Source organism: Klebsiella sp. HMSC09D12 (assembly GCF_001808475.1).
Classification (GTDB): domain Bacteria; phylum Pseudomonadota; class Gammaproteobacteria; order Enterobacterales; family Enterobacteriaceae; genus Klebsiella; species Klebsiella oxytoca.
In genome coordinates, this window is record NZ_KV793503.1 from 183,214 (window position 1) to 196,129 (window position 12,916).

Below are 12,916 nucleotides of genomic sequence, written 5' to 3' on the forward strand. Positions count from 1 at the left end.
CACCCGTGCCACCATCGCGCCGCTTGCCAGGCGCCGGGGCGATGGTGGCACGGAAGCCGAATTGCAGTCAAATATTGATTATTTTTTTACCCATATTTGCGTCAGGGGTCGCGCGAAGAGTATTCCTCAGGTTCGCGGCAGAGCAGCGCGTTGTTGCAGGTAAATGCGCAAAACCAGGATAAATGCCAGCGCGACCACCGCTGCGGCCAACAAATAAATAGTCTCCAGCTCGTAGTAGCCTGCCACCCAGCCGGCTAGCGGTCCGGTTAATCCCAGCGCCAGATCGAGAAAAGCCGAATAGGTGCCCAGCGCGGTGCCCTGATTCTGCTCTTCAACCTGTTTTACCGCTTCCACGCCAAGCGCCGGGAAGATCAGCGAAAAGCCCGAGCCGGTGAGAAAGGCGCCAATACCCGCTATCCATGCCGAGGAGGCATACCAGATGATCAGCAGGCCGAGACATTCGATCGCAAAACAGATTAACGATACCGGCACGCCGCCGTAGCGGGTAATGGTGTTACCTAAAATCAGGCGAATGCAGATAAAACCGATGCTGAATAGCGACAGGGTAAACGCCGCGCCTTGCCAGCCATGAGCCGAAAAGTAGAGGGTAATAAAGGTCGCGATAACCCCAAAACCGACGGTACCCAGCGCCAGCCCCATCCCATAGGGCCAGATTTTGCGTACCACCACGTGAAACGGCGCCCGGATTCCCGCCGACACGCTGACGTCCTGGCGCGTACGGGCATAGAGCAGGCCAACCGCCGCAGCCAGCACCACAACGGCGGCAAATCCGCTGATGCCAAAATAGCCGTTGAGCATGACGCCCAGCGGGGCGCCAACCGCCATCGCCACGTAGGTTGCCACGCCGTTCCAGGAGATCACGCGCGACGTGTGGATCGCGCCCACGGTTTTGATCCCCCACAGGGTCGCGCCGGTGGCAGTGAAGCTTTCCCCGACGCCGAGGAAAATTCGCCCCACCAACAGCGCGGCAACCGCCAGCGGCGGCGCAGATTGCAGCAAGACCGCGAGCAGGGTGAAGAGCCCGCTGAGCAGACAGCAAATAATCCCCAGGCTGACGACTTTTTTCGGCCCCCAGATATCGGTATAGCGGCCCGCATGCGGGCGGCTGAGCAAGGTTGAAATGTACTGGAGGCTGATAACCACGCCGGCGATAAAGGTGCTATAGCCAAGCTGATAATGGATATAGCCGGGCAGCACGGCGAGCGGCAAACCGATGGAGAGATAGCAGATACAGGTAAAGACAACGATAGAAATAATACGCAGATTAAGCTGGGTGGTGCTGACGGATGTGGCCATAACGCTAAGTACTGGAAACCAAAGGGAGACTAAGCATAGCGCAGCGTCGTCGGGCGCGACGAGCAGACCATGCGCTTTTTCAATGATTCAGGCAAACTCACTAAAAATAGTAATGAGAGAAGAGCAATCTGGGCAAGTCGTGCGCAGCAGAGTATAAAATTTGTTAACGCATCATGGATATTGACAGGAGAGGGTATGGAATACGATTTAGACGGTATGGATGTTCTTTTTGTCGCGGGCTTTGGACCGATCACCCAATCAACGCCAGCCAGCAGGGAATTTTATGTGGCGGCGCTGGGCCTGCCGCTCAAACCGATGCCCGGCAATGAAGAGTATTTGCTGACCGAACAGCATGCCCTCGATGGGGTAAAACATTTTGCGCTGTGGCCGCTGGCTCAGGCGGCGCGCTCCTGTTTTGACTCGGATCTCTGGCCGGACTATCTGCCGGTGCCGCAGGCGTGGGTGGAGTTTGAAGTGCGCGATATCGATACCGCCACCGACGCGCTGAAGGCCAGAGGCTATCGTCTGCTGGTGGATAATCGCGTGGAGCCCTGGGGACAGACCGTCACGCGGTTGCTGAGCCCGGAAGGGCTGCTGGCAGGGATTACCGTAACCCCGTGGCTGCGCGAGGGCAAAGCATGAAAGCCAAATGGAATGTATTAGCCGCCCATCAACTTCGGCGACCAGCAGGGTGATGGAATGTTGATTTATGACGTATTCGGACGCCACATTGGCGTCCAGCGTCGGGACGGGCGATGGTTACTCTTCCGCGTCGATCTCAACGAACGGAAATATTCGCCGCTGCATGGGGTCATCATCCCGGATGACCTTACGGAAGCAGAAATTCCCGGCTGGCTGGGCGATATTTTTCATGAAGCCGCAAGCCCGCGCCATCCTGACGTCCGGCTGATGGAGTAGCGGCTACCGCCAGCTTCTGTTTTGCAGCACCACCCGGTAACCGTCGCGGTCGACAAAGGTTTTGCCGTGCACATTCCAGTACGGATTAAACGCGCTGACCGGTGTAAAGCCGGCGGTCAGCATTCTCTCGCACCGTTCCTGCCATTCGGCGGTGTGTGGATAATAGAGCACCAGCAAATCTTCCTCGCTCGGGGAGGGCTTCACCGGGTGATGGTGGCAGAGGGTGAACTCAAGATGCCAGCCGAGATCGCCGCGTCCGATCATGACACCGCTGAAGCCAGCGTGATCGGCAAACTGCGCGATCTGCTCCAGCCCAAGGCCCGTGCAGTACATGCTGCTGCTCAAAGAAAGGTCGGTGACCGGCCGGGCGATGCGCATAGCGTTAAGAGTCATAAGAACCTGTATTAATAAAAGGTGGTCGGGTGACTGTATCCGTTTTTACGCCGATCGTTTGTCGTGGAGAGCTTTCTTTTGCATAAACGTCATCCCTCAGACGGCCAGCCATTTGATGGCTCTTACTGTGCCAATTAGCGATAGCCAATATAAAAAGTGTGCTAATTATTATTGTGGCTAATTAAATAATTGCGGCATTTTTTGTCCTTAACTTAAACACATCTTAAACGAGGGTCTGGCGTTTTCTAGGATTTTTCTCATGCGACGCGATATTTCGAAAGATAAGCAAGGGCGCTTTTGAAAAAAATAAAAAAAGCATATCCATGTAAATCATATGGATATATCGCTGCTGTTGCTGAATGGATCGGTTTCAGCGATCGATTTAATATTTATTGATAAGCGATAGCAATTAAATATTTTGTATTGATCGTTGGTTTCGATGTAGGTATCGTTTTGCACGTATTTCACCGGCAGTACAAATAATTAGTTAATCTCATTTGCGCTAAAAAAATTATTTACCGCGATATTTCATTAGAAGATGAAATTAAACTTTTTTTTGAAATTTGTATGGCGTGTAAGTTAACACCGTACATTTACCCCGTCGGTCATGGTGAGATATATAAATATTTTATATTTCCTCGGGAGATGTCCTGAAAGTGTTGTGTGGGCTTGCTGCCCTATTAATACCCCACATTATTAATAAATGGAGTTTATTTATGAACATTAAACGCGTAATTCTTTCCGCTGCAATTTCTTCTGCATTAATGTCTGGCAGTGTTATGGCGGCTGAGACCGGTACCGTGAGTTTCAGCGGCCTGATTACCGGTGCCACCTGTGATGTCAACATCGGTGGTGCAGGCGCAAACGCGGCCGTAGTGCTGCCAACCGTCAGCGCGAATACACTTGATGGCGCGACTAAAACAAATGGTAAAACTCGTTTCAGTCTTGAATTGAGCGGTTGTACCGGTGCATTAACTCAGGCGAAAGCCTTCTTTGAAGGTGGTAATACAGTAAATAACGCGACCGGACGTCTGATAAATACAGAGACGTCCGGTGCAGAGAATGTTTCTCTACAATTACGCGATGGTCAGAACAATAGCGTTATTAATGTTGGCGATGCTGCACAATTTGATTCCGCAGCTATTGGTTATGTTGATATATCTTCCGGTATGGCTTCACTTCCGTACTATGTTGAGTATTACGCTGAAGGCGCCGTCGTAGCCGGTACTGTCGCTTCCCAGGTGACCTATAGCCTCATCTATAAGTAATGCTTCTGCGGGGAGAGAACACTTTCTCTTCCCAATTAATTTCTGGAGACATCACATGGATGTAAGGAAAACTATTTTCTTGCCTGCTGCGCTGAGTTGTCTGATGAGTGCGCTGTGTACTTTTCCGGTTCAGGCTGGCGTGGTAATTAATGGTACACGGGTTATCTATCCCGGCGATGAAAAAGAAATTACCGTTCAGGTTAGTAATAATGGGCAGCGTCCGGTATTGGTGCAAAGCTGGCTGGATACCGGCGATAGTGAGGCTACACCTGATACTATCACCACCCCCCTTTATTCTGACGCCGCCGATCAATCGTCTTGACTCTGGCAAGGCCCAGGCCTTGCGCATTAGCAGCCTGACAACCTCAGCGCTGCCGCAGGATCGTGAATCCCTGTACTGGCTCAACGTGCTGGAAATCCCCGGGCGCCCCGGTAGCGAGATCAAAAATGAAAACTATCTGCAGCTGGCGGTGCGTTCACGAATTAAATTCTTCTGGCGTCCCGCTTCGCTGAAAGAGGGCGCAGCGAGAGCGCCGCAGGCGCTGAGCTGGGCCGCCACGGAACAGGGGCTGAAAGCCATCAATCCAACGCCCTATTTTATTTCCCTCGCCACCCTCACCGTGGCAGGAAAAACTGCGGATGTGGATATGGTGGACCCGTTCAGCGATCGTGTTTTTCCCCACGTGAAGGCCTCACGAGGAAGCCAGGTACAGGCTGAATGGATTGATGATTACGGCGCCATTCGTTCGCAGAATTTTACCGTTAAGTAGTCCACTCGCTATCTGTCTGTCCTGGAGAAGTCATCATGCAGGGAATCGCACTCCCCGGTAAAGCGGCGCTGCTGTCCGTTTCCGTATTATCTGCCCTTGCGCTAAACGTCAGGGCTAAAGAAAACGCTGAGATTCATTTTGATCCTTCATTCCTGAGACTGGGCACCGGTCCAGCGCCGGATTTATCGCGTTTTAGCCATGGCGCGAGCCTGTCTGAGGGAACGCATCGGCTGCGGATATGGTTTAACGAAAAGCCGGTAGTGAATCAGGATGTCCGTTACGTCGCAGAAGGACATGGTACCACGCCCTGCCTGACGCCTGAGCTGATTACGCAGCTTCCGCTTCGCCACGAGATGCTGCCCGATAGCGCCTGGGACAGCGGTGCTGATGTCTGTACAGACCTGACGGCGCTGATTCCTGGGGCGACGGTGATGAGTGACAGTAATGCGCAAACGCTCAATATTCAGGTGCCGCAGGTCTGGGAACAGCGCAGCGCGCGCGACGTGGTACCGCCCGCATTGTGGGATAGCGGTATTCCCGCCGCGCTATTGGGCTACAACCTTAGCGCATATAGCAGTGAGAACAACGGCTATAACCATGACAGCCTTTATGCCAGTCTCAACGGCGGCATCAATATTGGTAGCTGGTACCTGCGCCATAACGGCAACTGGAGCCGGGATAATCACGCAGGCGGCCATTATCAAACACAGAATACCTATATTCAGCGGGATCTCCCTGCTTTAAAGGGCCGGATTTCTGTCGGCCAGATCAACACCTCGGGGCAGCTTTTTGACACGCTGCCTCTAAGCGGACTAAAGCTGGAGAGCGATGAGCGCATGGAGCCGCTCTCCCGTCGCGGCTACGCGCCGGAAATTCGGGGCATTGCCCGTACGAGCGCTCGGATTGCTGTCCGCCAAAGCGGTAACCTGATTTATGAAACAACCGTCAGTCCGGGGGCGTTTGTCATTGATGATCTTTATCCTACCGGCTATGGCGGGGATCTTGACGTCACCGTTTACGAAGCCGACGGCAGCGAACAGCATTTTCAGGTGCCATTTGCTTCCGTTACGCAGCTATTACGTCCGGGCCAGTCCCGTTATGAACTCTCAATAGGTGAACTGAACTATCGTTCGTTGCCCGCCGACCCTTCACTCTGGCAGATGACCTGGCAGCAGGGCGTGACCAACTGGCTAACGGTTTACGGCGGAATGCAGGCCAGCGAGCGTTACCGGGCGGGTCAGGGCGGTATCGGCATTGCGACCCCCTTAGGTGCAGTGAGCGCCGATGCCACCCTCGCTCGTACGGAATTGGGTAAGCGGGGCCAGGATGACGAAATACGCAGTGGCGAGAGCTACCGGCTCAGCTATAGCAAAAATATCACCGAAACGGCCAGTCATTTTTCCCTGGCCGCCTACCGTTTTTCGACCAGCGGATATATGGACTATTTGACCGCCATGCAGACGCGTGAAGCGATTACCCTGGGGAACCATGCCGATAGTATACGGCGTAATAAAAGCCGCTATACGCTTACGGCAAGCCAGGGATTGCCGGGTGGGTGGGGGCAGTTTTACCTGAGTTCATCGGTGCAGAACTACTGGAACGCCAAAGGTGTAGACAAGCAGTATCAGTTTGGCTACAGCAACAATTATGGCCGATTCAGCTACGGGGTTAACGCCGGACGCAGCTGGAGCGCCTACGGACGTTCCCAGGACACGCTTTCCGTGAATCTCAGTTTCACGCCAGGCAGTAGCCGACAGGCCGTAACGGGGCGCCTTAGCTATGACCATACTCGTCACGGTGAGCAGAGTCTGCGAACCGGTATAAATGGCTCTTTTGGCGAAGATAGCCGCTTCAGCTACGGCCTGTCTGGCACGACGAGCAGTCAGGGTAACGGCAGCAGCGCGGCGGCGAGCGCGCAGTACCTGGCGAATTTCGCTTCGCTGAATGCGGCGTTCGGCAGCGGTCGACATTACCGCAGCGTTTCGGGCGGCGTAAGCGGGACCGTGATAGGCCACAGCGGCGGTCTGACGCTGAGCCCCTTTCAGGGAGACACCTTCGCGCTGGTAGAGGCTAAAGGCGCTGAGGGCGCTGGCGTCAATGGCTATAGCGGTATCCAGGTTGACAAACGGGGCTATGCAGCGGTGCCGTATCTCAGTCCGTATCAGCTGAACGATATCCATCTTGACCCGAAAGGAACAACTCGGGGCGTAGAGCTGGATAACACATCGCAAAGAGTTGCCCCGCGTGATGGCGCGGTAGTGAAGATCAGCTATCAGGCCCGTCAGGGATATCCGCTATTAATTACCGTGACAGGTGCCGCCCATCCACTGCCTTTCGGAACGGAAGTTCATGACGCTTCGGGACGTACGGTGGGTTATGTAGGCCAGGGCGGGCAAATCTACGCGCGGGTCGAGCAGGTCCGCGGGGTGTTAACGGTTCGTGCTGGCGAACAATCTTGCCGCCTGGCTTATGTTCTGAGCAACGGACAAGCGGAGACACTGGAACAGCTCTCTCTACCTTGTGAATAGCCTAAAGGGAATAAGTGATTATGTGCAAAATTATCAAAAAAAATAGCCTCCCGGCTGGGGTGTTCTCGGGGCTGGTCGTCTTATTTTTTGTCACCCCCAATGCTCAAGCGGCCTGCACTATAACCAGTACGCCAGCACCTGCTGCGCTGCAAACGTATTCGTTGCCAATTAATCGGATCTCTCCTAATGTACATAACAATAATGTTTTATTGAGTGTGCGGAAATATTTTGATGCCGCAGCGGTACGTTGCGCTACGGGCACGATTTACTGGGTCCATAAAATAGAAAATACCTCCGGTACTACCGGCGTATTTGTTAATGGTTCGCCGGTGTATAAAACTAATATTAACGGCCTGGGGGTATATTATACTCGTAGTAATTCAAGCGGCATGGAGGTAGGCTCAACTGGCGCAGATATTGTCCTGGTGCCTGAAGTTAACATGAACCTAATTAAGTTAAATAACTCTACGATTAGCGGCGTCTTAGATGCCTCGACGCTGCCGGTGGTGAGTTTCTACGCAACAGAATCCAGCAGCGGTGCATTCAACAGCAGCGCGGTGCAAATTACTAAAATGGCTTTCAGAGGCACTGTAAGTTATGTTGTACCCAGCTGTAGTGCTCAGGATAAAGATATCTGGTTGGGAGAATATACCACCGGCGATTTCACCGGTAACTCAACGACGCCGTGGGTGGATGCCAGTATTGTACTGACCTGTGATGCGACTTTTCGCAATGCTTACAACAATGTTGCGGATTCTTATATAACGGGCAATATCACTACGACCACCAGACCTGATAATTATTATTCCGTATCTCTGGAGTCCGTTAATGGTTTTGTTGACAGCTCGCGAGGCATCATGGCGCTGGACAGCGGTGGCGCCACCGGTCTTGGCGTACAGATATCCCGTACCCGGTCGGAACAGGCATGGTCCTCTCTGGCATGGACTGGGGAAAATAAAGCCGGAGCCAATACGATTAACATTCCGCTCTATGCTCGTTATATCCAGACTGATAGCAATGTTAGTGCCGGGCAGGCGAACAGTAAACTTCTGTATACCGTTCAGTATAAATAAAAGCATTTTTCAGGAAGGTATTATGCAGCAAGAAAGGCAAGTGAGTCCGCTGGCGCTGAACGGCCTTAAAGCTTTGGAACGAGAACTTGATAAATATTATCGCGGTAGATCTTTTATCTATCTGCCAGCAATGCATTTGCAGTCAGGATGCTATTGCCATTTAACCCGCAAATATATCGTTGTAGGCGTCTCGCCTCCGGCGGAGAATATGTTTCTCAAACGCCATATTAGCCTTAAGGATTCTCTGACAACTATCATTAAGAAACTTAATTTATATCGCGAGTATCGCTCTCAAGACAGGTGTGAATTTTGCTACTTTCTTAATAATTTAAAAGAAGATGAGCGAAGGATTTTCAGTATGTTATGTAAAACAAGCAATTATCGAATGGCTGCAAATGAACTTAACATTAATGAAAAGAATCTGCGGCGAAAAGTTTATACTTTTACGCAAAAGATGAGTATTCCAAATCGGCGTTGGTTTCTCTGGTGGATTACCTATATGAGCAGGCGCCGCCCCCATTTTTTTAACGTAAGCGCGGATTAGCAAAAATTAATCTATGACTACCGTCATGGTTGAAAAACTGGACGTCAGGATTGGGGATTCTTCGCTTGCCACTGGAATATGTTTTATCTAGAATCTTCGCTTTCGGAGAGAGAAAATGTCCGTTGCAGATTCCCTGTTTGCTTACTCTTTTGCTGCCCTGTTGCTCACCCTTACCCCAGGCCTGGATACCGCGCTAATTTTACGAACCGCGACCGTTGAGGGCGGAAAAAAAGCCTTTCAGGCGGCGTTGGGTATTGATACGGGATGTTTTATCTGGGGAGCTGCAGTCGCCTTCGGTCTCGGGGCGCTGCTGGCGGCATCGGAACTGGCGTATGACCTGCTCAAATGGTGCGGGGCCGTCTATTTATGCTGGCTGGGCATTCAGTTAATTCTCAAGCCGCGTCGTCATTTGGTTCATCAGGACAGGGCGGCGGCCCCGGCAAGTAACTGGTTTGTAAAAGGGATGATGGGGAATGTGCTCAATCCGAAAATGGGGATCTTTTACGTCTCTTTCCTGCCGCAGTTTATTCCGGCAGGGCACTCGCCCATCGCCTGGACGTTCCTGCTGGTCGCCATTCATGTGGCGATCGGCACAATCTGGTCATTAACGCTGATTGTGACCAGCCGCTCTGCCGCTCGGCTATTAAAAACGCCGCTGTTCATTCGGTGGATGGATCGCGCGACCGGCGGCCTCTTTGTGCTGTTTGCTGCCAGGCTGGCTTTTAGCCACCGCTAAATCCTGCCGGGCAGGGATGCCCAGCTTCTCGCTCCCACATTTCGTTGCTCACCGAAGCATCCACCGACCTTTGCCGTAAATTTCTTCTCCTGGAGGCCGCGCGCTTTCGCGTGGCGTTGCTTGCGCGTCGGGTTAATCGCAATCATAATGAAAAGAGAATAATATTAAAAATTATTCTCTTTTTGAGAATAATAATGGAGGGGAGTGGGTGAACGTTTTTCAACTCAGGCCGGAGTGGAAGGCCTTTCTGCTGGCGCTGGCCGGATCGGTGGTACTGATCGTCGGTATGGGCTATGGCCGGTTTGCCTATACCGGGATCCTGCCGCTGATGCTTAATGAACAGGTACTGACGCTACGCGAAGGTAATCTCGCCGCTTCGGCAAACTATGCCGGTTATCTGGCGGGGGCGCTGCTGCTGGCGAAAGCCAGACCCACGGACGCCAGATGGCTGAGCCTGCTTTCCGCGCTATTGACGCTACTGTGCCTGGCTTTACTGGCGGTTTTAGTTTCTCCGCTGGCGATTATCGCGGTTCGCGGTATTGCCGGATTATTAAGCGCGGTGACGCTGATTGCCGCCTCACTCTGGCTGCTCCAGCATATGAAGCACCCAAACGGTGCGCCGGTGCTTTTTTCGGGCGTCGGAATGGGCATATTTTTGTCGGCGGAATTTATCTCCCTGGGGAAGGCGCTGGCGCTCTCCAGCCAGCAGATCTGGCTGATGTGCGCGCTAAGCGCCGGCGTGCTTTTTATCCTCGCGCTGCGTCTATTGCTGAGCCCCGCAGACTACCTTATCGCTTATCAACCCGCAGCAACCGCACAGCATGAGCAGGCCGAGCGGCCGGTGCGCGAGGCATGGAAACTGCTGCTGATTTATGGCCTGGCCGGCTTCGGCTACATTATTACCGCCACCTATCTCCCGCTGTTTCTCAGCGGTTCGCTGAACGCTATCGATCCGGTGCAGATCTGGGCCATCTTCGGTCTTGCCGCCGTCCCCTCCTGTTTTCTCTGGCATCGGCTGGTCATCAGGCTTGGCTACCGCCGCGCGTTTACCCTTAATTTGCTGATCCAGGCCGTTGGCGTGATCCTTCCGGCGTGGAGCCATACGTTGCCGTTTTGCATATTGAGCGCGCTGCTGGTGGGGTGCACCTTTTTGGGCACCGTGACCATCGCGCTGTCCCAGGGGCGGCGGCTGAATCATCTGGTTTCGTTCAATATGATTGCCGCTATGACCGCAACCTACGGCATCGGGCAAATTGTCGGCCCGCTGGTTGCCGGGGCGCTGTATGACCGCAGCGGGTCGTTTAATCCTTCGCTCAGCGCGGCGGCTATAGCGCTGCTGGCTGCCGCTGCGCTGGTGGCAGCGGGGGCGCGGCGAGCGTCAAAGGTCGGAAGCTGATTCAAGGAGCTGGCGCATCTTCTCAAGGGCCGGGGAGGCGTAGCCTTTGCGCCAGATAAGCTGGGTGATCGCCTGGCCAACCGGTTGCAGCTGGCTGGCTTCGGGCAGCGTCAGAGTCTCAAGCACGCTCTGCGGCACGATGCCGGCATAGCCGCCGGAGGCAACGCAGGCGAGCATCGCGTGGTAGGAGCCGACATCCTGGATCTCGATCTCCGCCTCCTCTGATTGCGCCAGAAACGCTTCCCCCATCGCCCGGTAGGTACAACCCTCCGCAAAGGCGGCAAAACGAAAAGGTTGCGGGTGAGCCTGAAGCACCAGCATCAACTGTTCTTGAAAGATCGGGACAAATTCCAGGTCGTCAGGCGGAGGCGCTCCCTGCGGCAGACTCACCAGCGCGCAATCGAGCTCGGCGTCCAGGACTTGTTGAGCAAGTTGCCGGGTTGGCTGGGTCTTAAGGGTCAGTTTGACCTCCGGGCACTGAGCATGAAAGCGGGGAAGCAGCTGCGGCAGGCGGCTTGCGGCGGTGGCGTCCATCGCCCCCATGCGCAGATTACCGCCCGGCGTCGCCGGGTGCAGCGCCTGTCTGGCCTCCTCGGCCAGGCTGAGGATTCTCAGCGCGTAGCCCAAAAAATGCTCGCCGGCGGGGGACAGAAGCATCCTTTTATTGCCGCGAGCAAACAGCTCAACGCCCAGCTCCTCTTCCAGCTGGTGAATGCGTGTGGTGATATTGGACTGCGCCCGTCCCAACAGTTTTGCCGCGCGAGTCACGCTGCGCTCTTCCGCCACCGTTTTAAAAATCTCTAATGTGGTGTGGTTCATATTTTTATTCTTAAATTGAAAATAATGTTGATCTTATCATCTCTAAAAGAGATTTTAATGGCCCGAATGCACAAATTTAACAGGGCAAACCATGAAAAACCGGCTGACGCAGCAGCTTGCTATTGATTATCCCATTATTCAGGCGCCGATGGCTGGCGTGTCGACGCCGGAACTGGCGGCAGCGGTCAGCGGCGCCGGCGCGCTCGGCTCGCTGGGGCTGGGGTCGTCAACCATAGAGCAGGCTGAGGCGCTGATTAACCAGACCCGTCGCTTAACCAGCCGTCCGTTTAACGTCAACCTGTTTTGCCACGCACCAGCGGTAAGGGATCGGCAGCGTGAAGCCGGGTGGCTGGCTCGGCTGCGCCCGGAATTTGCCCGCTTCGCCAGCCATCCGCCGGAGACGCTGGCGGAAATCTACCTCAGTTTTAATCAGCAGCCGCGAATGGCCGAGCTGCTGCTCGATCTTGCCCCAGCGGCGGTGAGCTTCCATTTTGGCGTGCCGGATCGTGAAACGCTTCGCCGACTGCGGGATAAGGGTATCGTTACCCTGGCGAGTGCGACCAGCGTGGCAGAGGCGCTGCTGGCCGAGGCGCAGGGAGTCGATATGGTGGTTGCCCAGGGCTACGAGGCTGGCGGCCATCGCGGCATCTTTGACCCCCTGGGGCCAGACGGACAGATGAGCACCTTTACCCTGATTCAGGCGATGAGACGGCATACTGATCTACCGGTTATTGCGGCAGGCGGCATCATGGACGGCGCAGGAATCAACTGCGTAATGAACCTGGGCGCAGACGGCGCGCAGCTGGGAACGGCGTTTCTGCTCTGCCCGGAATCGTCCACGGATGCCGGCTATCGTGAGGCCATCAAAGGCACGACTGATGGGCAAACGGTTTTAACCTCGGCGATCTCCGGACGTCCGGCAAGATGTCTGGTTAACGGCTGGCGTGAAATAAACGATCCGCATCTCGTTCCGGCTTATCCCGTAGCTTATGATGCCGGTAAAGCGCTGGCATCGGCGGCAAAAGCGCAGGGAAATCGTCAATTCGGCGCCCACTGGGCCGGACAGGGCGTTAGCCTGATTCGCGAGCTGCCGGCAGGGGAGCTGATACGAAAGCTGGTGAGCGAAAGCGGGTTTTAATCGCGGATGGCGCGCG

14 protein-coding genes are annotated in these 12,916 nt (G+C 54.3%); 11 read left to right on the forward strand and 3 right to left on the reverse strand.

Annotated elements, in window-relative coordinates; all coding sequences use genetic code 11:
* Positions 1-126 precede the first annotated feature (126 nt).
* A complete protein-coding gene (locus tag HMPREF3178_RS23345) occupies positions 127-1,317 on the reverse strand; it encodes an MFS transporter (RefSeq protein WP_004102286.1) in 1,191 nt (396 codons plus the stop codon).
* A gap of 195 nt (positions 1,318-1,512) precedes the next feature.
* On the opposite strand from HMPREF3178_RS23345, the gene HMPREF3178_RS23350 reads away from it, so the two are divergent.
* Together HMPREF3178_RS23350 and HMPREF3178_RS23355 are read left to right on the forward strand one after the other, a co-directional pair.
* Positions 1,513-1,959, forward strand: a complete 447-nt coding sequence (locus HMPREF3178_RS23350) for a VOC family protein (protein ID WP_004102284.1) — start codon at positions 1,513-1,515, stop codon at positions 1,957-1,959.
* A 57-nt stretch (positions 1,960-2,016) separates the two neighbouring features.
* Positions 2,017-2,235, forward strand: a complete 219-nt coding sequence (locus HMPREF3178_RS23355; RefSeq protein ID WP_004113236.1) for a DUF7661 family protein — start codon at positions 2,017-2,019, stop codon at positions 2,233-2,235.
* Positions 2,236-2,238: 3 nt separating this feature from the next.
* On the opposite strand, the gene HMPREF3178_RS23360 is transcribed toward HMPREF3178_RS23355, so the two are convergent.
* Entirely contained in the window at positions 2,239-2,628 is a 390-nt protein-coding gene (locus tag HMPREF3178_RS23360) for a VOC family protein (protein WP_017145813.1), read from the reverse strand.
* Positions 2,629-3,344: 716 nt separating this feature from the next.
* Between HMPREF3178_RS23360 and HMPREF3178_RS23365 the strand changes: the two genes are divergently transcribed.
* The 8 genes from HMPREF3178_RS23365 (at position 3,345) to HMPREF3178_RS23395 (ending at position 10,943) form a co-directional block, all read left to right on the forward strand.
* Positions 3,345-3,896, forward strand: a complete 552-nt coding sequence (locus HMPREF3178_RS23365; RefSeq protein ID WP_017145815.1) for a fimbrial protein — start codon at positions 3,345-3,347, stop codon at positions 3,894-3,896.
* Between the two features lie 55 nt (positions 3,897-3,951).
* Positions 3,952-4,218 (forward strand): fimbrial biogenesis chaperone, encoded by a 267-nt coding sequence (locus HMPREF3178_RS32045; RefSeq protein WP_262351465.1) that lies wholly within the window; start codon positions 3,952-3,954, stop codon positions 4,216-4,218.
* A gap of 19 nt (positions 4,219-4,237) precedes the next feature.
* On the forward strand, positions 4,238-4,666 hold the full coding sequence (locus tag HMPREF3178_RS32050; RefSeq protein ID WP_262351464.1) for a fimbrial biogenesis chaperone: 429 nt from the start codon (positions 4,238-4,240) through the stop codon (positions 4,664-4,666).
* Between the two features lie 35 nt (positions 4,667-4,701).
* Positions 4,702-7,194 (forward strand): fimbria/pilus outer membrane usher protein, encoded by a 2,493-nt coding sequence (locus tag HMPREF3178_RS23375; RefSeq protein WP_017145816.1) that lies wholly within the window; start codon positions 4,702-4,704, stop codon positions 7,192-7,194.
* A gap of 20 nt (positions 7,195-7,214) precedes the next feature.
* Positions 7,215-8,267: a fimbrial protein gene (locus tag HMPREF3178_RS23380; protein WP_004113234.1), complete on the forward strand. Its 1,053-nt coding sequence runs from the start codon at positions 7,215-7,217 to the stop codon at positions 8,265-8,267.
* Between the two features lie 22 nt (positions 8,268-8,289).
* Complete coding sequence (locus HMPREF3178_RS23385) at positions 8,290-8,811, forward strand: hypothetical protein (protein ID WP_017145817.1); 522 nt, start codon at positions 8,290-8,292, stop codon at positions 8,809-8,811.
* Between the two features lie 115 nt (positions 8,812-8,926).
* Positions 8,927-9,547, forward strand: coding sequence for a LysE family translocator (locus HMPREF3178_RS23390; RefSeq protein WP_004113232.1), 621 nt, complete (start codon positions 8,927-8,929; stop codon positions 9,545-9,547).
* Positions 9,548-9,755: 208 nt separating this feature from the next.
* Entirely contained in the window at positions 9,756-10,943 is a 1,188-nt protein-coding gene (locus HMPREF3178_RS23395) for a YbfB/YjiJ family MFS transporter (protein WP_017145818.1), read from the forward strand.
* On the opposite strand, the gene HMPREF3178_RS23400 is transcribed toward HMPREF3178_RS23395, so the two are convergent.
* Positions 10,926-11,762: a LysR family transcriptional regulator gene (locus HMPREF3178_RS23400; protein ID WP_004102273.1), complete on the reverse strand. Its 837-nt coding sequence runs from the start codon at positions 11,760-11,762 to the stop codon at positions 10,926-10,928. The genes HMPREF3178_RS23395 and HMPREF3178_RS23400 overlap by 18 nt on opposite strands.
* A 91-nt stretch (positions 11,763-11,853) precedes the next feature.
* Here HMPREF3178_RS23400 and HMPREF3178_RS23405 point away from each other — a divergent pair, with 91 nt between their 5' ends.
* Positions 11,854-12,900 carry an NAD(P)H-dependent flavin oxidoreductase gene (locus HMPREF3178_RS23405; protein WP_017145819.1) on the forward strand — a complete coding sequence of 349 codons (1,047 nt, stop codon included), beginning with the start codon at positions 11,854-11,856 and terminating at the stop codon, positions 12,898-12,900.
* Positions 12,901-12,916: the final 16 nt, after the last annotated feature.